Source organism: Mucilaginibacter rivuli, assembly GCF_019391655.1.
In the GTDB taxonomy this organism is placed as follows: Bacteria; Bacteroidota; Bacteroidia; order Sphingobacteriales; family Sphingobacteriaceae; genus Mucilaginibacter; species Mucilaginibacter rivuli.
On sequence record NZ_JAHXPQ010000008.1, the window covers coordinates 179,547 to 199,245 of the forward strand.

The 19,699-nt window shown below is 40.7% G+C and carries 17 protein-coding genes; 10 read left to right on the forward strand and 7 right to left on the reverse strand.

Going from position 1 to position 19,699, the window contains the following annotated elements:
• The first annotated feature begins 101 nt into the window (after positions 1-101).
• The 5 genes from KXQ82_RS17985 to KXQ82_RS18005 all read left to right on the forward strand — a co-directional run bounded on the left by KXQ82_RS17985 (position 102) and on the right by KXQ82_RS18005 (position 5,595).
• A complete protein-coding gene (locus tag KXQ82_RS17985) occupies positions 102-1,685 on the forward strand; it encodes a flavin monoamine oxidase family protein (protein ID WP_219489895.1) in 1,584 nt (527 codons plus the stop codon).
• 37 nt (positions 1,686-1,722) lie between these two features.
• Positions 1,723-2,898 (forward strand): pyridoxal phosphate-dependent aminotransferase, encoded by a 1,176-nt coding sequence (locus KXQ82_RS17990; RefSeq protein WP_219489896.1) that lies wholly within the window; start codon positions 1,723-1,725, stop codon positions 2,896-2,898.
• Between the two features lie 130 nt (positions 2,899-3,028).
• Positions 3,029-4,024: a Hint domain-containing protein gene (locus KXQ82_RS17995; protein WP_219489897.1), complete on the forward strand. Its 996-nt coding sequence runs from the start codon at positions 3,029-3,031 to the stop codon at positions 4,022-4,024.
• Positions 4,025-4,114: 90 nt separating this feature from the next.
• The gene (locus tag KXQ82_RS18000) at positions 4,115-4,888 is read left to right on the forward strand and encodes a S1/P1 nuclease (protein ID WP_219489898.1); all 774 of its coding nucleotides are present in this window, start codon (positions 4,115-4,117) and stop codon (positions 4,886-4,888) included.
• 47 nt (positions 4,889-4,935) lie between these two features.
• Entirely contained in the window at positions 4,936-5,595 is a 660-nt protein-coding gene (locus KXQ82_RS18005; protein ID WP_219489899.1) for a 4'-phosphopantetheinyl transferase family protein, read from the forward strand.
• Here the strand turns inward: KXQ82_RS18005 and KXQ82_RS18010 are convergent.
• The 3 genes from KXQ82_RS18010 to KXQ82_RS18020 all read right to left on the reverse strand — a co-directional run bounded on the left by KXQ82_RS18010 (position 5,574) and on the right by KXQ82_RS18020 (position 9,370).
• Positions 5,574-7,196, reverse strand: coding sequence for a glycoside hydrolase family 43 protein (locus KXQ82_RS18010; RefSeq protein ID WP_219489900.1), 1,623 nt, complete (start codon positions 7,194-7,196; stop codon positions 5,574-5,576). The genes KXQ82_RS18005 and KXQ82_RS18010 overlap by 22 nt on opposite strands.
• Before the next feature lie 49 nt (positions 7,197-7,245).
• The gene (locus KXQ82_RS18015; protein WP_219489902.1) at positions 7,246-7,671 is read right to left on the reverse strand and encodes a c-type cytochrome; all 426 of its coding nucleotides are present in this window, start codon (positions 7,669-7,671) and stop codon (positions 7,246-7,248) included.
• A 106-nt stretch (positions 7,672-7,777) separates the two neighbouring features.
• On the reverse strand, positions 7,778-9,370 hold the full coding sequence (locus KXQ82_RS18020; protein WP_255563720.1) for a rhamnogalacturonidase: 1,593 nt from the start codon (positions 9,368-9,370) through the stop codon (positions 7,778-7,780).
• 150 nt (positions 9,371-9,520) lie between these two features.
• On the opposite strand from KXQ82_RS18020, the gene KXQ82_RS18025 reads away from it, so the two are divergent.
• The 4 genes from KXQ82_RS18025 to KXQ82_RS18040 all read left to right on the forward strand — a co-directional run bounded on the left by KXQ82_RS18025 (position 9,521) and on the right by KXQ82_RS18040 (position 13,368).
• Entirely contained in the window at positions 9,521-9,673 is a 153-nt protein-coding gene (locus KXQ82_RS18025) for a hypothetical protein (RefSeq protein ID WP_219489904.1), read from the forward strand.
• Positions 9,674-9,745: 72 nt separating this feature from the next.
• Positions 9,746-10,795 carry a tRNA preQ1(34) S-adenosylmethionine ribosyltransferase-isomerase QueA gene (queA, locus tag KXQ82_RS18030; protein ID WP_219489906.1) on the forward strand — a complete coding sequence of 350 codons (1,050 nt, stop codon included), beginning with the start codon at positions 9,746-9,748 and terminating at the stop codon, positions 10,793-10,795.
• A 111-nt stretch (positions 10,796-10,906) separates the two neighbouring features.
• The gene (locus KXQ82_RS18035; RefSeq protein ID WP_219489908.1) at positions 10,907-11,608 is read left to right on the forward strand and encodes a 2-C-methyl-D-erythritol 4-phosphate cytidylyltransferase; all 702 of its coding nucleotides are present in this window, start codon (positions 10,907-10,909) and stop codon (positions 11,606-11,608) included.
• Positions 11,609-11,721: 113 nt separating this feature from the next.
• A complete protein-coding gene (locus KXQ82_RS18040) occupies positions 11,722-13,368 on the forward strand; it encodes a TlpA family protein disulfide reductase (RefSeq protein ID WP_219489911.1) in 1,647 nt (548 codons plus the stop codon).
• A gap of 73 nt (positions 13,369-13,441) precedes the next feature.
• On the opposite strand, the gene KXQ82_RS18045 is transcribed toward KXQ82_RS18040, so the two are convergent.
• The 4 genes from KXQ82_RS18045 to KXQ82_RS18060 all read right to left on the reverse strand — a co-directional run bounded on the left by KXQ82_RS18045 (position 13,442) and on the right by KXQ82_RS18060 (position 17,539).
• A complete protein-coding gene (locus KXQ82_RS18045; protein WP_219489912.1) occupies positions 13,442-15,349 on the reverse strand; it encodes a DUF294 nucleotidyltransferase-like domain-containing protein in 1,908 nt (635 codons plus the stop codon).
• Positions 15,346-16,044 (reverse strand): 3'-5' exonuclease, encoded by a 699-nt coding sequence (locus KXQ82_RS18050; RefSeq protein WP_219489914.1) that lies wholly within the window; start codon positions 16,042-16,044, stop codon positions 15,346-15,348. Before KXQ82_RS18050 ends, KXQ82_RS18045 begins: the two co-directional genes overlap by 4 nt.
• A 161-nt stretch (positions 16,045-16,205) precedes the next feature.
• Positions 16,206-16,739, reverse strand: a complete 534-nt coding sequence (locus KXQ82_RS18055) for a hypothetical protein (protein ID WP_219489916.1) — start codon at positions 16,737-16,739, stop codon at positions 16,206-16,208.
• Between the two features lie 269 nt (positions 16,740-17,008).
• Complete coding sequence (locus tag KXQ82_RS18060) at positions 17,009-17,539, reverse strand: DUF4142 domain-containing protein (protein ID WP_219489917.1); 531 nt, start codon at positions 17,537-17,539, stop codon at positions 17,009-17,011.
• Positions 17,540-18,358: 819 nt separating this feature from the next.
• On the opposite strand from KXQ82_RS18060, the gene KXQ82_RS18065 reads away from it, so the two are divergent.
• Positions 18,359-19,696 (forward strand): PhoH family protein, encoded by a 1,338-nt coding sequence (locus KXQ82_RS18065; protein ID WP_219489918.1) that lies wholly within the window; start codon positions 18,359-18,361, stop codon positions 19,694-19,696.
• Positions 19,697-19,699: the final 3 nt, after the last annotated feature.

Genomic DNA, 19,699 nt, shown 5'->3' on the forward strand with positions numbered 1-19,699 from the left:
CAAATTATCATTTCCTTAAAAACAGGAGCCTCGCTTTTTATAAATTACAAAAAAGACTATCTTTAAATTAACATTAAATCTTACCTCACAATAAGTTACGCTTGAAAACTATATCCAGACGCAGCTTTTTAAGTAAAGGTGCCATGCTTGCGGGTGGCACTTACCCGGCTATGATGGCATTGGGGATGCTGCGCCCAGCCCCTACTTATTCGTTTAACCTTACAGGTAGTGGCGATGGCAAACATATTATTATTTTAGGAGGCGGCCTTGCCGGGATGACCTGCGCTTACGAACTATCCAAATTAGGTTACAAATGCACCATACTGGAAGCCCGCGAACGTGCAGGCGGGCGTTGTTGGAGCATACGCAATGGCAGCATCAATACCGAAACTGATAAACCAACCACTACTGCCAAATTTGATGATGGCTTGTATTTTAACGCGGGGCCATCTCGCATACCGCACCATCACGAGCTTACAATGCACTATTGCAAGGAGCTCGGCGTACCTATCCAGGTATATAATAATGTTAATGAAGGCGCTTATTATTTTGCCGAAGGTAAAGGACCTTTGTCTAACAAAAAGGTGCGTGCCCGCGAAGTGCATAATGATACCCGTGGTTATATGGCCGAAATGCTGGCCAAAAGCATGGATCATGGTAACCTTGATGCCGCTTTAACCAAAGAGGATGCACAAAAGGTAATAGAATACCTTATGGCCGAAGGCGGCCTTGACCCGGATAAGCTGTACAAAGCATCAGCGCGGCGGGGTTATGCGGAATCGCCGGGGGCTGGTGATAAACCGGGCAAAGTATCCGAAGCGCACAAGTTGGCGGATATGATACATTCCGGCTTGCTCGACCCTGATTTTTATAATGTTGCCGAATACACCTACGAGTTACAGATGACCATGTTCCAGGCTGTAGGTGGTATGGATATGATAGCCAAAGCCTTACAAAGCAAAGTTGCGACGATGATGAAACTTGGCGCCGAGGTAACCAATATTACCAACCTGCCGGAAGGTGTGAGGGTAATTTATAAGGATGCTTTGGGTGAACATGCCTTACAAGGCGACTTATGCATCTGCACGTTGCCACTACCTGTATTAAGCAATGTAAACAATAACTTTTCGGGCGATGTAAGCCGCGCTATAGACTATATCAGCTATATGCAAACGGGTAAGATAGGCATGCAATTTAAGCGCCGCTTTTGGGAAGAGGATGACCACATTTATGGCGGTATTACCCATACCAATAACGATCTGACGCAGATATTCTACCCATCATACGATTACTTAAGTAAAAAAGGCATCCTGATAGGGTATTATAATTTTAATGAGAAAGCGGTTCGGACAGGTGATTTAAGTTATGCTGATCGCGAGAAGCTGGCTTTACAAAAAGGCCGCTTGATACACCCGCAATATGATGCCGAATTTGAAAACTCATTTTCGGTAAGCTGGCATAAAACAAAGCACAGCCTGGGTGGCTGGGCGGTTTACAGCAGCGAGACACGCAAAAACCAATACCCTGTACTGTTAAAACCTGATAAGAACGTATACTTTGCAGGCGAACACCTCACCTACCTGAACGCATGGATGGCAGGGGCGTTTGAGTCGGCACGGAGCGTGATTACAGCAGTACACGGGCGCATAACTGAGCAGCGTGTAAGTTATCCGGTAAATAAATAGACAACGAACATTAACTAACGAAAAAAACTATAGGATCATGTCAAATTCACTCAATCGCAGAAACTGGATCAAATCCAGCGCATTAATGGCCGGGGGACTGGCTTTCCTTTCGGGGACAGTTGGGAAGCTGTCGGCAATGCCCGCAAAAGTAAAAGCCGTAGCACCATTTAAACGCGTTACCGACCAGACCGCTATTTTAAGCGCCCCTCCGGGCCCAATGAAAGCGCGTTTGCTTGCCAATGAAAACCCCTTCGGCCCATCAGCGGCGGCGAAAAAAGCTTTGACCGATGCGATTGATACCGGATACCAATACCCTTTCCAGCAGCTAGGCGACCTGGTTAAAAAGATATGTGACTACGAAGGTGTAACACGCGACAACGTTTTATGTGACTCCGGATCGACCCCACTATTACTTGCCGCTGCCATGTATTACAGCAAAGGTGGTAAAGAGATCATCACCGGCGACCCATCTTATGATGACCTGCCATCGCATGCACAGCTTTTTGAAGGCAAATGGGTAAAGGTGCCTTTAACAGCCGATTATAAGCTTGATCTGGATGCTATGGAAGCAAAAATTACCGACAATACCGGCCTGGTTTATATTTGCAACCCCAACAACCCTACAGCTACCGTATTGGATACCGAAAAGTTGAAAGCATTTTGCGAGCGCGTATCTAAAAAAGTTACCGTATTTATTGATGAGGCATATATTGATTATATGCCGGATGTAAAGGCAGCGACCATGATAGGCTGCGTAAAAGCAGGCAATAATGTTATTGTGGCACGTACCTTCTCCAAACTTTACGGTTTCGCGGGTTTGCGTTTGGGTTATATTATTGCACAGCCGGATACTGTTGATAAATTATCAATTTACACGCCGGGTGCATTTAATATCTCGGCTACAACTATTGCCGCCGCTATTGCGGGATACCGTGAAGAAGACTTTTTAAAAGATGCCCTTGCAAAAACTTTAGCCTCTAAGGAATACTTATATAGCGTATTGAAAGCCGAAGGCTACGAATATATCCCATCATCAACCAACTTTGTGATGTTCCCGTTAAAAATGGACGGGAAGCAATTTGTGCAGGAAATGATGAAGCGTGGTGTAGGTATTCGTAACTGGAAATTTAACGGTAAAGACTGGTGCCGTGTAAGCATTGGCCGTATGGATGAAATGCAGGCATTTGCAGAAGCTTTTAAACAATTATCATAATATCACTTAAAAAGAGCTGTCATGCTGAACTCGTTTCAGCACCCCATCATACATATAGTTCAAGCATAGTTTGTAACTTAGCATGTGGGGTGCCGAAATAAATTCGGCATGAAATATATATTTTTACCCAATGCGCAAACTACTACTTACAGCAATCTTATTTTCAATCATAAACTTTAGCCGGGCACAAACCACGCCTACCCCACGTCCGTTAACACTGGATGAATACAACAAGGCATTAACTTATACCATTACCGACCTGGATAAGGACACCTACGTTAAATTTGATAACGCTTATGTGCTTGACCGCTATGAGGGCCGCAAGCCCTATTTTATTACCGGCAGCGATGGTTTGAAAAAACGTATCGACCTGTACAAGCTAATCGCGAAGCAAGGCTTACAGGAAATTGGCCTGATGGTATTTTATACGAGCGAAACCGGCAAACGCTACCAGGCTTTGGTACCCGACTTTACTGCCGATGGAAAAGTTTGGGATAAATACTTTAACGATATTGATAACATCAATAAAGTGGAGAAGAATTTTATTCTTAAACTATCTTATATCCTGTCGAGAGAGTTGAGTTTCCAGCAATATAAAGTATTGAACGGCGGCAAGGATATGAAAGAAGAATCGGCTACATATGGTAATGATATCTGTTTCCCGGGCGATGAAGAAGTAACCATGAGCAATGGGGCCAAAAAGCTCCTTAAGGATGTGAAGAGCGGTGATGAGATCACTATTATTGACCCGGCTACAAACAAGCCATCCATCACCAAGGTAAAAGAACTCACTACCCACGAAGCTAAAAACTATGCTTTAACGCAACTGGTGCTTATCTCTGCAAAAGAGTTAAAAACAAGCGAGGGCATTAATGTAGCGTTAAACACTAAAGTACTGAAAGCCACACCTAACCACCCTATGCTAACCAAACAAGGCAGCGCAAAAATGGGCGAAATTACCATTGGCCAGCAAGTGCTTTGTTTAAATGATGTTACCGGTAAATATGAAACCTATACCGTATTGCAAAAAAGCGAACAAGGCGAAGGTGTACAAAAGGTATATAACATTGTTGCCAACGGCGGCAGTACCATGTTAATGAATGGCGTTATGGTGATGCAGAAGTAAGGATTTATAAGATTTAATATTATTTGCAATAGGGTTTATTAAATAATAAACCCTATTTTTATTTCAATAAACCTAACCTTATCAGTAATCATGAAAAGATCAATCACCATTGCATTTCTTTTGGTTATTTCGCTCACTGCTTCAATTAACAATGTGTTTGCATGGGGCAAAGCGGGCCACCAAATGGTAGCCGAAGTAGCTTTTAATTACCTGGATGCGGCTACCAAAGCTAAAATACTACAAGCTTTAAACAGCTATAATATTGAGCAGGCTGCTACCTGGATGGACGATGTGCGTGGTGATGCTTCACTGGGCTACATGAAAAGCTGGCACTTTGTTAATATTGATAAGGGAGCGGTTTACAAAACACATGGCAGTGATGCTGCGTTTCAGCTAAACCGGGTTATAACGGCGTTAATGCATAAAGCAACCCTTACTGCTGATACAGTAAAACGCGACCTGCTTATCCTGTTCCACTTAATGGGCGATCTGCACCAGCCATTACATGTTGGTTATGGTACCGACCTTGGAGGGAATAAAGCCACCGTTTCTTTCCTCGGTAAACCAAATAATAATTTACACCATGTATGGGATGGCGATATCATCTACAACAAAAAAATAAAACTTGCCGATTGCATTAAAGCAAATAGCACCTATACACCCGCACAAATAGCCGCTATACAAAAAGTTGATGTAATGGCCTGGCTAACACAATCAAGAGCTTATTTAAACACCAATGTTTATACTTTTCAGAATGCCACTATATCACAGGCTTATATTGACCATAATGCGCCCGTAATAGAAAAGCAGATAGGCATTGCAGGTTTACGTTTAGCCGGTATTTTAAAAGCGGCTTTTAAATAAAGCAGGTTTCTGTAGGCTGATAATTGATCACTGATTATATTTGATCAATGTTTGTTGATCTTCAGCTTTTATCCCCGCACTTTTACCAGCATTTTACCACAACTTTTAACGGTGATGAGGTGTTAACAGCGCGCGAAAAAGCATTAATTGAGCACTCGGCCGAACAGCGAATAAAACACTTCAGCACCGGGCGCTTTTGTGCCAAACAAGCACTGAATAAAGCAGGCATTGCCGATGGCGAAATTTTAGTTGGCGAAAGCAGGGAACCGCTATGGCCCGAGGGTATTGTTGGCTCCATTAGCCACTCAAAACAGATGGCAGGCGCGGTTGTGGCTGCTACCGGTAAAATATTTTCGGTAGGGCTGGATATTGAGACTATTGGCGGTGTAAGGCGTGATATGTGGGATATGCTCTTTACTCCATCGGAACAGCAATTTTTGAATAGCCACGCTGATGATGAACTGGCATTATATACTACCATCCTGTTTAGCGGAAAGGAGGCGTTCTACAAATTTCAACACCCTTTAACCAAAACCTTTTTGGATTTTACGGATGTGGAAATGAGCTTTGTTAATGGCAGGTTTTGGTTAAAGGTAATTAAAGATTTTGCAGGTAAGGAGGTACTGCCCACCCTTACACAAATTCACTTTACTAAACAAAACGATCAAATTATTACGTTTTGTTATCATTTAAATGACAGAGGTTGATTATGGCTATAATCATAATGGAAAAAATCGACATCAATGTACCCGGTATCGGCCTTGTTATTGTAATTGAAGATACCTACACGATCGCCCCGGTATGAGCCCCAGGCCAGTTGATATGGTGTGCCAAAATCGGTATAATTCTTTCCATCCAAACTATAGGCGTACTGGCTCAAGCCATCAAGCCCCCATGTTGAGCGTAACCATAACATATTGCCTGTAACCGCAGGTCCTGTTACGGTGGGTATGCCGTTAGCCTTAAATTCGAGTGTTTTTATGCTACCATTGCAGCTTATCGTTAAGGTGGAATAATGTTGCGGATTGTTAAAGTGGCAAAGGCCGGCTTTTTCACCATCGGCCATGGCAGTAATATCAAGCCTGGTTATTACCTGGTTATTGCTGGTGCGCAATACACGTTGCGTTATGGTATTACCTGCCTTTAGCAAGTTATCGGCCTCGATAGGTTTAAAAGCGCTTAGCCTTAACCACCCCGGCCTTTGTGCTAATGACCATTTATCAGCGCGGGGTTGGTAGTTCCATTCCCATTGCGGCGGCAAGGCTTTTTCGTTAAATTCATCACTGCTTTGTGGTGTAACAGTAGTTGTGCCTTTTACCGGCATTTTTCCCGACCATTGCATGCGGCCAATACCATCGGCTCCTACTTCGCCAATAATTGGCCAGCCATCTATCCATGTAACGGGCAATAAGCTGTTTACCCTGCCCGACCAATCGCCGGTGCCGTGATGGGTATAAAAATACCAGTCGCCATTTTGGGTATCAACAATACCCCCCTGGTTAGGTTCGTTAAACTGCTTTTCGGCATGGTTGAGCTGTTTTACTTCACCATAAGGCCCCCAAATGTTTTTTGAACGCTCCATCATCACCACACGCCCTTCAGGTTTTACTTCGCTGAAAAAGTGGTAATACCAGCCATTAATTTTATAGAGTTTGTTGGCTTCGCTTCCGCGGGATTGGTGTATTACCTTATCCGATTCTTTTACCAGGTCACGCCCATCGGCAGTTAGCTTAAACAAATGTATTTTGTACGCATCGGCATAGTTTGTACCGATAAAGTAACCCTGGCCATCATCATCCCAAAACGGGCAGCAATCATCCCAACCTTTTTCGGCTAATACCGCATGTAATGGCTCCCATGGGCCGCTGATGTTTTTAGCAGAGCTCATAAAATAACCCTCATCCGGCGTACCGAAATAAACCCAAAACTTATTATTATGGTAGCGGATAGCACCTGCCCAAATACCTTTGCCGTAGCGGTTCAGCATTTTATCCCAATTCATTTCGGGGCTTATCTGGTTCAGATCGGTTACTACGTGGCCCGAAATACTCCAGTTTACCAGATCTTTTGAGTGCAGGATAACTACACCCGGCGAAAACTGAAAGGTTGATGAAATAGCATAATAATCGGCACCTACGCGGATACAATCAATATCGCTGTAATCCGATGGTAATACCGGGTTTGTATAAGTACCGTTTTGCTGATCGCCCCAAGTTTGCCAATCACCCCATTTGCGGGCATTTGATTGCCCGATAGCCTGCCGGGTGATACAGGTAGTCAGCAAAATAAATAAGATAGTATAACGCATTTTACGAGCTGATAGTAAAACAAAGGGCAAAATTTAATTTGCCCTTTGTTTATTTTTTAGCCCTAACGGCTTTAACCTGCGCAGCGGTAATGGCAGTACCTTTGTTACCAAAGCTGTTACGTACGTAGGTGAGCACATCGGCAATTTCCTGGTCTTTTAAAAAGTTATGTGGTGCCATTACGTTTGAGTATGACTGACCATCGATATCAACAGGTACAGGAAAACCGTTCAATATAACTTTTATCAGTTTTGCCTTATCGCCTTTTATGTATGATGTTTTTACGAGTGGAGGGTTCATGTTTGGCGCACCGCCCCCATCGGCCTGGTGGCATGACAGGCAGTATAGTTTGTAAACGGCTTCGCCGTGCGTCATTGCTGCAGGTGAAATACCCGCAGGAGCTTTTGCTTTGCTTTGCGCCAAAGCACATAAACCAAATGGTATTAATAAGGATAGTACAAGAAAGACTTTCTTCATAAAACAGATGAGCTTTTTATAGTTAAATTAATATGTGTTTGCCTGTTAAACAACACTGACGTAAATATGGCTATTTTCAATTTAAAAGAACAGCGCATCATAAAACTTACAGTTCTTTTCCGTCGGCATTGGCCAGTTTGGTGTTTGGTACTTGTTCGGTATTAAAAATATTAAAGTTAGTTACCTTATTTAAAATAAACGTTGGCACCCCTGCCGCTTTTTGTGAGCGGATATGCTGAAAATCAGCACCGTTAACATTATCCAATATATAAGCCGGGCGTTGATCATCATTTATCAGGTTAGTTTCAACATTGCTAACCTTCAGATCCTTTACGTTGCGGATAAAGAAACCGTATGCCGGTGTAGTGCCAAAGCTTGAAGGCTCGGGGTAGCCTTTTTCCAACTCGGGCACCTGCCTTGCGGCTTGCTCTTTTGTGCCGCCCCCTTTGTAATAAAAACGAATATTATCCAAAGTAAGATCTTGTATCTGGTGGCCGGGTAAACCTACAATTAAAGCACCTTGTGCAGGGTCGATATTATAACCAACAATATTGCTGATAATGATTCGGCGACACTCTCCTATTGGTGTGCCGGCAGGGCCGCGCATACGTGCCCCCAAGCGGATAAATATTGGTGCGTTAACAATATCGCGCATGGTTATGTTGGTAATGGTTACATCTTCCAGCAAAGCGCCGTCAACAGTTTCTAATGCCAGCCCACGGCAGTAATCGAACACGCAATTACTGATGGTTACATTTTTATACCCACCGTTTGACTCTGTACCAAATTTAATGCGGCCGATAGGCTTACCTTTCATTACGGCATTTGGGTCGCGCTTAAAGGTACCATCAAGCATTGAACCTTCATCAAAACCCGAAACCTGGCAGTTTGTAATGGTTACGTTTTCGGTAGCGCGGGCATAGTTTAACGAGTAATCACTTTTCAGGCATATCCCATCATCCTCGGGCGAGTTAACAAAGCAATTTGATACGCGTACACCACGGCACGATATAATGTCCATACCATCGCGGTTGGTATCCATTTTCAGGTTATCGATGGTTACATTATCATCTCCGGTAAGGAGCAAAACAAACCAGCCACCATGCTCAACCGTAAAATCTTTTAATATTATGTTACGGCACAATTTAAGGCTGATGGTTTTGTTTCCGTGGCCATTCTCGTCCTTAGGGTCTTTTTTTGATGTGCGGAGTAAACCTTTACCCCATATTTTACCTGGACCCATAATCGAAATATTTTCGAGATTTACACCAACTATCAGGCTGTTGTTAAAATGGCTATGGCCATAATCCTGGTAAATTTCGTTATCGTTTTTTTCGGGCAGATCATACTGCGCTGTTGGCGAAGTTTCGGCGGCTACTAAAACTGCTCCCTGATCAAGGTACAAAGCGATATTACTTTTTAAATGAATAGTTACCGATGCATAATTACCTGCCGGAAAATAAACTGTGCCGCCACCTGCTTTAGATGCCGCGTCAATAGCCTTTTCAATAGCTTTCGTATCCAACGCGATGCCATCGCCTTTGGCTCCGTACTTTTTTACATTATAAAATTGTGATTGCGCCAATAAATTGCCGGTTATAAACAGTAATAACGCAGCAATTACATAACTATGCAGCTTTTTCATAATAGTTGATAATTGGTTTTTAACAGGCTCAATGCCACTGGCGAAGATATTCATTTTACAATAAGTATGGCATCCTGTTCTATCCTAATGATTATGGCTTTTTGGCTTTTTACTAATAAAAGAAAACATTATGGTTAATTTAGTCTTATTGTAAAACTGACCTAAATATCCCTGAATTAAATTATTTCACAAAAAACGCATGTTATGGAAAATCCCATTATCATACCTGTTATCGTTGTTGCTGTAATTATTATCATCTTTCTTATCTGGCGTAATTATAAAGACAAAAATGACAGCAACCCTGAGCTTACCGATGAGTTAAAGAAGAAGGGTGAACAGGGCGAAGAAATTAAATAAGGGTAAAATTGTTGAAATACATATTAAAAAATAAATTTGTACATTTGCGCCCTAAAATTCTTTTCTTAAAATATGAAATTATCTCAATTTAAATTCAATTTACCGGAATCGTTAATAGCACATTCGCCTGTTGAAGCCCGCGACGAATCGCGCTTAATGGTATTACACCGTGATTCAGGTAAAATTGAGCATAAAATTTTTAAAGATGTGCTTGGTTACTTTGATGATAAGGACGTAATGATATTGAATAACACCAAAGTTTTCCCTGCCCGCTTATATGGCAATAAAGAGAAAACAGGTGCTACTATAGAAGTATTTTTATTGCGCGAATTAAACAAAGAATTGCGCCTTTGGGACGTATTGGTTGATCCGGCCCGTAAAATACGCGTAGGCAACAAACTTTACTTTGGTGATGACGATCTGCTTATTGCAGAGGTTGTTGATAATACCACATCGCGTGGCCGTACCATACGCTTTTTGTTTGATGGCACGGATGAAGAGTTCCGCCGCAATGTGGAGATATTGGGTGAAACACCGCTCCCAAAATACATTAAACGTAAAGCTACCGAAGAAGATAAAGAACGCTACCAAACCATTTTTGCTAAAAACGAAGGTGCTGTGGCTGCCCCTACTGCCGGTTTACACTTTAGCCGTGAACTGATGAAACGCCTTGAATTAAAAGGTATTGAGTTTGCCGAAGTTACACTACATGTTGGTTTAGGCACTTTCCGCCCGGTTGAGGTTGAAGATTTGACCAAGCACAAAATGGATTCGGAGCAATTTATCATTGAGCAAAAACAAGCTGATATTGTAAATAAAGCTATCGAAGAAAAACGCCGTATTTGCGCTGTGGGTACAACATCAATGCGCACTATCGAATCGGCAGTATCGGCAAACAGAACACTGAAAGCTGCTAACGACTGGACAAGCAAGTTCATCTTCCCGCCGTATGATTTTAGCATTGCCAACTCGATGATCACCAATTTCCACACGCCCGAATCAACTTTATTGATGATGATTTGCGCATTTGGCGGTTACGAAAATGTAATGAACGCTTACGAAGTTGCTATAAAAGAAAAATACCGATTTTATAGCTACGGCGATGCGATGTTACTAATTTAAGTAGTTAGTAATTAGTACATAGACTTGCATTTTATGGGTGTTATTTCATATTTTTATGAAATAACACCCATTTTGCTTCTAATGCTTATCATAACTATTTAACGCACTGTTGTGGATCTAACTACTAACTACTCAATACTAAATACTCAAAAAAATTACGCCATTATAGTTGCCGGTGGCTCGGGCAGCAGGATGAAAAGCGCTGTTCCGAAACAATTTTTATTGCTGAATGGGAAGCCTTTGATGATGTATACCATAGCGGCTTTTTATAACAGTGAAACCAGCCCCACCATCATTGTGGTACTCCACCCCAACCAGCACCAATACTGGAAAGAGCTGTGCATAGAACACGACTTTAGGATACCTCACCATTTAGCTAATGGTGGCGATACCCGCTTCCAGTCGGTTAAAAATGGTTTGGCACTTATAAAAAGCGATTCGATAATTGCGGTACACGATGCAGTAAGGCCATTAACACCTATTGCTGTAATAGATGCTTCTTTTAATTATGCTGCAGAACACGGTAATGCCATTGTTGCCGTACAAAGTCGCGATTCTATCCGGCAACTGAAAAACAACAGATCGGCCGCGTTGCTGCGGGATGAGATATACCTGGTACAAACTCCGCAGACCTTTCAATCGCCCATCCTAAAAAAAGCCTACGAACAAGAATACAACACCGCTTTTACTGATGATGCCAGTGTTGTAGAATTGTCGGGCGTTGATATTAATATTATTGAAGGCACTTATACTAATATTAAAGTTACGTTTCCGGAGGATATCGCTGTCGCGGAGATGTTTTTAAAGAACTGATTGTAAATACACGTCCTATTAATTTGATCCGGAGCCTGCAACCATTGCCATTACATTTGCGACTTGTCTATAATAAACCTTTCTAAGTTTAACTGCATCAACCTAAGCCACAAATGAAACGTTCTTATAAAACTTATATCAAAGCTGTTCTGTTTTTTATTTTATTGGCTTTAACTACTGATGGTTTTTGCTATCAAAATATTACCATTAGGGGTAATGTAAAATACCTTGGTGATAAAGTAAAGCCAAACGCTTTATGCTTTGAATACGATGATATGCTATCGGGCAATAAAGTTCTGGTTCCTGTTATTACTGATACTAAAGGAAATTTTGATTTGAACATGCAAATTAACTATTGCCAGGAAATTAACCTGAGCAGGATAATAACATATAATGGCAAAGCAATAGATGGTGTAAAATATACTTCGTTTTTTGCACGGCCCGGCCAAGCTATGCAGCTAACATGCACATTTACAGCAACGGGAGATTTTACCGTAAGTTTCAAAGGGGATGTTGCTACTGAAAACAATCAGTACCAGGATTACCTGCGCGCGCTTGATAAGCCGGATCTGCGTTATTATATTCCTTTATCTAAACAGTCTCCGGGCGCAGATTACCATAAAGTTGGGCAAATTGTATTAAGTAACTATAACAATATCCTAAATTTCAATACCGGCTATTTTAAAACACACAATACTAACCCATTTGTAAAACAGCAGGTTACCAATAATTTAATATACTCCGCCGCACATAATTTTATCAACTTAATGCCTCCTGATAAAACGACCGACTCAATATTACTGGATTTTGGCAAAGCGATACATCTTAACATTAATAACCCTGGGGCTTTAGGTAACAGTTTTTATAAAGACTTCATTCATGATTATCATTCGCTGCTTTTAAAAAGCGTAAAAGGTAAAAGCCCTTATTTTAAAGAAACCGAATTTGCGAAATATATACTGGACAATGGCAGCGGGTTAACTGCTGCTGACCGCGACTTACTCTTAAAAAAAGCCGACACAACAAAACAGTTAAATAAAAAAGAGAGCGACAGATTTTTAAACCTGATGGGGCGTAATGTGAACGATTACTTTGCAACGCTTGAACATAATTTATCGGATTTTGATTTCTTTTTACAGCTAAAGGATACCTACCAACGCGACCTTTTTGCCACAATTACATTATACAAGTTAATTGATAGCAGGCAGTTTGCGTACATTAAACCAAACTTAAACAGCTATAAGGCTACTGTTAAAAATGTTACGTTTAAAAATAGCTTTCTATCGGCCTACCAAAAGCAGGATGAAGTTTTAAATGGCAGTAAGCTATCTCCAAAATCAATCATTTACATACCTGATAATTTAAAGGGATTGGAGTTGTTTAACACGATAATTAAAAAATACAATGGTAAAGCAATTTATGTTGATTTTTGGGCAACATGGTGCGGACCCTGTATTGCCGAAATGGAGTTTTCCAAAAAATTACGTGAACAACTCGCCGGAGAAAACATAGTTTTCTTATATGTTTGCTTAAGCTCACCCAACACAAATGATTGGAAACGGTTGATAGCTGCAAAAAATATTGAAGGCGAAAATTACTTTCTCGACTTTGAACAGTCGGCCGTAGTTAGTAAACAGTTTTCAATTAATACCATTCCGCGTTATATGATAATAAACCGTGTGGGCGAAACTGTAAATCATGACGCGAAGAAACCAAGCGATAGCGGTACCCTTAACGAGTTAGAAAAATTGCTCAGATAAAGTTACTGTTATTTAGCTTTATTGATTAGCTTCTAATAACAGTTTGCTGTTTTTAATTTGCACATCAAAAAACCTATCCCAACAAACTCCCCGTAAACTCCATCCTGATCTTAGTTTGGAAACCTTCTATGGTTTTGAATATCTCTTTTAAGGTAACACGCTCAATTTTAGTCAGTGTGTCCGGGTCAATGTAATTATCGGGCGCGGTTTTATCATGCATGATCTGGGCCGATTGCTTGCGCAGGCGCATTCCCATGAGGTAATAGTACGATTGTATGAGTTCCAGGTAAGCGGTTTCAGTAAATACGCCTTTCGCTTTGAGAGCCTTTAAGCGCTCGCCTGTATTTACCTCAAAAATATGGTTTTTAAGGGCGTACACGCGCGCCAGATCAACAATAGGTGTCATAGTGCGTTTGATATCAAAAACCTCTTGTGAGCCTTTTGTAAACGTTTTAATATTTTTAAAGAAAGTTAGAGGCGGCTCATACTGTAAAGCGTTTTTTGCCATGTGGAAGAACAGTTTTTCCATAGGTTTTTTGAGCTCCTCATCTAAAAACTCTTTCAGTTCCGTCATTATCGATTCATCACCATAAATAGAGCGGCAATCAAAAAAAGTAGAGAACTTGATCACACTTTCGGGAACGGATTCTGCCATCCAACTCATGTAATTACGTTTCCAGTAGGATAATGAATGCGTCCACTCGGGGTTCTGCGCCATAAAGCCGCCTTCGCAATACACAAAGCCAATAAAGTTGAGTTTATCAGATACGATACGGGCAAACTCGAGAAAATACTCCCTCACTTCTTCGCGGTGTTCGTTAGCCTTGTCTTCATAAATAATAGCGTTATCCTGGTCGGTTTTAAATGTTTGCTCTTTACGGCCCTCGCTGCCTAAAACCATAAATACAAATTTGGCCGGCGGAGCGCCCAGCTCTTCAATAACGCTTTCAATTACTTTTTGGGCAATGGTATCGGCAACGGTAGTTATTACCTGGTTCACAATTTCGGCATTTACGCCACGACCCAGTAACTGGGTTACCATTTGCGGCACCGATTCCCATTTACGTTTCAATTCATTTACAGATAGGGCCAGTTTAACCGATTGTATAAATACCATTGGCGATTGCGCCTGGTCGCTCAATAATTTGCTGCGGCTGATAAAGCCTACAAAATCGCCATCTTGCTTAATTAACAGGTAACGCGTTTTGGTGCGGAACATCATCAATATAGCCTCGTACACGTATGCGTCCGAATCGATAGAAACGATAGGGTTATCCATAATATTCTTCACCGGATCGTTGGCATTGCCAGCTTTCGCGGTCACATTATCCCGTAGGGTAATATCGGTAACGTAACCTATTATTTTATTGCCGCCATCATTAATAAAGATACAGCTGGTTTTATTAGCTGCCATTTTACGGGCGGCCTCGTAAATAGGCGCATCGGCATGGCATGATATGATATCGCGGTACTCAATGCTGTCTATTTTGCGTGAATACAGTTGTTCGGACGCCACATAGCTTTCTTCGAAAGTTGCCGGGCGCTTAAAAAAATGAGCGAACTCATCATTGAGCATGTGCCTGCCAAACTCTGATGTAAAGTACTGAAAAAAGTCTTCGTACGCTTTAATTAATGATCTGAAATATCGCCTGTGTAAAAAGTAAACTGTTGTGCCCTTTTTGGCAATAACAGTACGGATACTCTGCTTACGGTTAAGCAATACCGATATGCCACCATAGCAGTAACCCGGACCGTGTATCTCTATCTGCCGTTTGGTTTGTGTACTATCGTAAAAAAACGACTCATACTCGCCTTCGGCAATAATATCAACACCGCGCATTTTTGATATCTCTTGCTGGTATATTACAGTATCTTTACTGTACCTGATCTCCTGCAGTTGCTCTGCCACCTCCATTATTACCTCATCGGGCAATAAATTAAAAGGCTCCGATCTTTTTAAAAACTCTACCCTGTTTATCATAACCAATGCGCAATTAAAATGGTAAGTATAAATAAAACTACAGCTGGTATGCCGCAACCGCTTTGCAGCTTTGGCTTATTCGTTCTTAACCTTTCTACCTGTTGCCTGGCAATTTTATCATCATCAATACTACCCATACGCACTAACTCAAAAAAGCACTCGGCAGTAGCCAATGCATCAACCATCGCATTATGATGATTTGATAATTGCCTGTTGAACAACAAACTATACAATTGATTTAACTTAAGATACCGTGTTTGCGGGTTCCTTAAAAAATTGGTAGTACCCAACATAGTACAATACATTTGTAAACTATCCATAGGCTGGCTTATGCCTGTACGGTAAAAATCAGCACCGGTGATATGAAAATCCAGCTCTACAAAATGGCCCACCACCAATGGCTGATATTTATTCAGATCATCAGCTAACGAGCTCAATACATCTTTACGATACACCCCATGCATGTTTAAAAAACTGCGGGTAATGCCATGTATTTTAAAGGCCTCGTTATTTATTTCAAAATCGTCATCCTTAATATAATGATCTTCGCGTTTAACCTCAACCTGGTCGCTGGTGTAAATTATCCATGATATCTGTACCGCATGAGGCCAATTTTTATCATCGCTATAAGGTAAGTTCCAGTTTTTAGGTAGACCGCTGGTTTCGGTATCTATAAATAACAGGTATTGTTGCACGGAATAAAATTATAAAATATTTATCAGCTTAGTACACGCAATTAGCATGATATTGATCATATCTATGTTTAAATGATGTAATATTTAAAAACTATTGGAAAAACCGGGCAAAAAAAAGGGCCATCATAACTGATGACCCTTTTGCAATTAAGTTAAATTTATTACAATTTAAAGCCGTAAGCTACGCGTAAGCCTACAAAGCCATAGTTATTGTTCTGTCCCGAAAAGTTTTCGTAACGTAAGCCAACATCTAAACCTTGATTACCCGCATAACCTATACCCGGCGAAACTATCAGTTTTGTATTTTTAGCATAGTTTGTTTCAAAACCTGCGCCAACCTCGCCACTTATGTAAATATTGCTGGTCGGGTAAACTTTTAAACCGGCTTTAAGCGGAACAATGCCCAGATCGCTCGGGGTAATTGTACCTACTTTTTTGGCAAATACATTATAATAACCTGATGTAAGTGTGTACGAAAGGTTACTTTGGCCATCATATTGTAAGCGTGCTGTGCCACCAAGGCTAAAGCTTGAGAAGTTATTTAAATCTCCTGTTGGGACACCGGCTTCAACACCAATACCTAAACGCCATACGTTTTTAGAATCGGCACTGGTGGTTTGTGCTTTAACATTTGATGCGAACATTAGGGAAGCTGCTGCAAAAGCTGATGCTAACCATTTTGTTGAATTTTTCATAATATTAGTTTTAGTTTGAATTGTGATCTTTCTTTTTTTTAGATCGGTAACACTAAGGCAAATACGTTGCCATAATTGTTAAAACCGTGCCAAAACATAGCCAAAAGCCTAAAAATCAAGGAATAATAACGCTTATAAACATTTGTTAACAGCGTAGCATTTTGCACTAAAAACTTGGCAAAACTGTCTGAATTACCTAACGAAATGTAGGCACAAAAAAATAGCGATGAGTTATCAACCCATCGCTATCTACACGTTAAATGTGTTAACTATTTTATGCCTGCAGCTATTTTTTTAGCTTCTTCCAGGTGCTTTTTAACTACAGGAAGGCCTTTTTCAACTACTTCCCTAATTTCAGGATAGTTGCTTTTTTCGTTCCATTTAAATAGTTCTTCAGCTTCGGTATGGTCTTCAACCATCATTTTTATGTATTCTTTATCAAACTCAGCACCTGTTTTTTTAGCCAAACTATCCAATATAACTTTATGATCATGACTAACAGAATCTCTGATGATAACAAATTTGCTTTCTGCCAGTTCATCTACTGCTTTTTGCAGTTCAGCATGGTCTTTCAACATCATATCGGCAAAACCGGTGATCTCTGCATTGGTTGAGTTTTTCTTAGCAAGTTGTGATGCCGCAATTTCAGTTAAACCACCTTCGTGTGCGCCACGGATAAATGCCAACCCGTTAATATCAACTTTAGTTTTAACAGCCGTTGAAGTGCCTCTGCCTTCGGTACATGATTGTACAGACCACGCTCCTACTAATATTGCCAGGGCTAAACTTAATTTTCTCATTCTTTTGTATCGTTTGATTTGTTGTTATGCAACAAAACTAACAATAAATATTTTACAGGGAATTTTTTAGCGTAAAATTTCGGCTAAATCTAAGTATGGTACAAGCGCCCAAAAGCATATTACGGCCCTTAGCATTTTCAATGTAATTTTAACAAAATGACAAAACCGGAAATTTTATTGCACGCCATTTTATCATAATTCTAATAAAGTGTTGATTTTGACAAATGTTAATAACATACCTTAAACTATCCAAAACTTGCAACAGACAATCTGCGAGCATTTTATTTTTCACACAACCTGTTGATAAGTAGCTATTTACGGTTAACAACCTGTTTATAAAAAGCAGTACTTTTTATTTGCCTGATAACAAATATCAACCTACATTTAAATCAACAAGAACGACGTAATTTGACAGCCTGGCAGATAACCAGAAATTGAATCGGGGAAATCTAAGGAAGACCTAAAGAACAATGGAGGGAATCAAATCGCAACAAAAAATGAGCAGAAACCGAAAGGAAAAAACTCAAAACTGATGTGATGCTAAAGAAAGGTATTACGGGAATCATTCCGAAAGCTTTACGGAGTCGAGAAATGATTTTGGTAAGAGATTGCAGATAGCAAAGCTTGCAAGAGCTACGAAATATCGGATCATGGTCAAAAACACAAAAGGCTTGGCGCTTTGGGAAAGCTACGGCAAACCCGGAGTTGGAAAACGGAAGATCAAATCGAAAGAGGCGGCTTCCGTTTTCTATTTTATAACAATCCTAATTCTCTCCACATTTCCAATTGCTTTTAACTTAATTTTATAATTTTATCCTCATGTTAAAAGAGGCTAAAAAAGGCAGGCGCAAAATATTTGTGCTCGATACATCAGTTATATTATACGACCACGATGCATTTAATAACTTTCAGGAACATGATGTAGCCATCCCTATCCAGGTGTTAGAAGAACTGGATAACATGAAGAACGGCAACGAAACACGCAATTTTGAAGCCCGCAGCTTTATCCGCCTGATGGATGATTTTTCTAAAAGTAACCTTATCAGTCATTGGCTGCCGTTGGAAGGTGAAAACAAGGGACATTTTAAAGTTATCATTGATAAAAAGATCCATGCGGATGCCGAAGAGATTTTTGGTAACGATAAGATGGATAACCGCATATTGAACTCGGCACTGAGCCTTCAATATGATAACCCGGATAAAAAGGTTATACTGGTATCAAAAGATATATGCCTGCGCCTTAAAGCCAAAGCCCTTGACCTGCATGCCGAAGATTACGAAACCGGTAAAATTAAAAATCTCGACCAACTCTATACCGGTAAAGCCATCATTAATAAAGTTGATGATAAAGTACTTACCGGCTTTACAAAAACAGGCACCTTACCCGCCGCCGATATTGAAGGCGAATTGCAGAACAATAATTTTTATATTTTGCATGGCAAGCGCAAATCTGTACCGGCATTTTATAACGGTCAAACCCAACAACTGGAAGAAGTTGTGGAGCAACCTGTTTTTAACATCAGCCCTAAAAACATTGAGCAATCATTCGCCATACATGCTTTGCTTAACCCTAACATTAAACTGGTAAGCATACAAGGTAATGCGGGTACGGGTAAAACGCTGCTGGCATTAGCAAGCGCTTTAGAGCAACGCAAAAACTTCAGGCAGATATATGTTACGCGCCCTATAGTGCCTTTAAGCAATAAAGACATTGGCTTTTTACCCGGCGATGTAAAATCGAAAATAGACCCATACATGGCCCCTATATGGGATAACCTGAAGTTTATAAAAGACCAGTTTGCCGATGATGAAAAGATGCAGGGCAAAATTGATGAACTGGTAACCAACGATAAAATAGCTATAGCGCCGCTGGCATTTATCCGTGGACGCACGCTTACCAAGATATTTTTTATTGTTGATGAGGCTCAAAATCTTACCCCTCACGAGATAAAGACCATCATATCCCGGGCGGGCGAACACAGCAAATTTGTTTTTACAGGTGATATTTACCAGATTGATACGCCTTATTTGGATGCTGAAAGTAACGGACTTTCTTATTTGATAGATAAGGCAAAGAGCCATCCGCTGTACGCGCATATTACTTTACAGAAAGGAGAGCGCAGTGAGTTGGCTAATTTAGCTACGGAGTTATTGTAGGTA

Excerpts from the sequence above, each read along its gene's own strand:
- KXQ82_RS18005 (WP_219489899.1), top strand. The coding sequence starts at position 4,936 with ATGTTTGTTGATCTTCAGCTTTTATCCCCGCACTTTTACCAGCATTTT.
- KXQ82_RS18055 (WP_219489916.1), bottom strand. The coding sequence starts at position 16,739 with ATGAAAAATTCAACAAAATGGTTAGCATCAGCTTTTGCAGCAGCTTCC.
- KXQ82_RS18060 (WP_219489917.1), bottom strand. The coding sequence starts at position 17,539 with ATGAGAAAATTAAGTTTAGCCCTGGCAATATTAGTAGGAGCGTGGTCT.
- KXQ82_RS18045 (WP_219489912.1), bottom strand. The coding sequence starts at position 15,349 with ATGATAAACAGGGTAGAGTTTTTAAAAAGATCGGAGCCTTTTAATTTA.
- KXQ82_RS18065 (WP_219489918.1), top strand. The coding sequence starts at position 18,359 with ATGTTAAAAGAGGCTAAAAAAGGCAGGCGCAAAATATTTGTGCTCGAT.
- KXQ82_RS17995 (WP_219489897.1), top strand. The coding sequence starts at position 3,029 with ATGCGCAAACTACTACTTACAGCAATCTTATTTTCAATCATAAACTTT.
- KXQ82_RS17990 (WP_219489896.1), top strand. The coding sequence starts at position 1,723 with ATGTCAAATTCACTCAATCGCAGAAACTGGATCAAATCCAGCGCATTA.
- KXQ82_RS18025 (WP_219489904.1), top strand. The coding sequence starts at position 9,521 with ATGGAAAATCCCATTATCATACCTGTTATCGTTGTTGCTGTAATTATT.
- KXQ82_RS18040 (WP_219489911.1), top strand. The coding sequence starts at position 11,722 with ATGAAACGTTCTTATAAAACTTATATCAAAGCTGTTCTGTTTTTTATT.
- KXQ82_RS18010 (WP_219489900.1), bottom strand. The coding sequence starts at position 7,196 with ATGCGTTATACTATCTTATTTATTTTGCTGACTACCTGTATCACCCGG.
- KXQ82_RS18020 (WP_255563720.1), bottom strand. The coding sequence starts at position 9,370 with ATGAATATCTTCGCCAGTGGCATTGAGCCTGTTAAAAACCAATTATCA.
- queA (WP_219489906.1), top strand. The coding sequence starts at position 9,746 with ATGAAATTATCTCAATTTAAATTCAATTTACCGGAATCGTTAATAGCA.
- KXQ82_RS18000 (WP_219489898.1), top strand. The coding sequence starts at position 4,115 with ATGAAAAGATCAATCACCATTGCATTTCTTTTGGTTATTTCGCTCACT.
- KXQ82_RS18015 (WP_219489902.1), bottom strand. The coding sequence starts at position 7,671 with ATGAAGAAAGTCTTTCTTGTACTATCCTTATTAATACCATTTGGTTTA.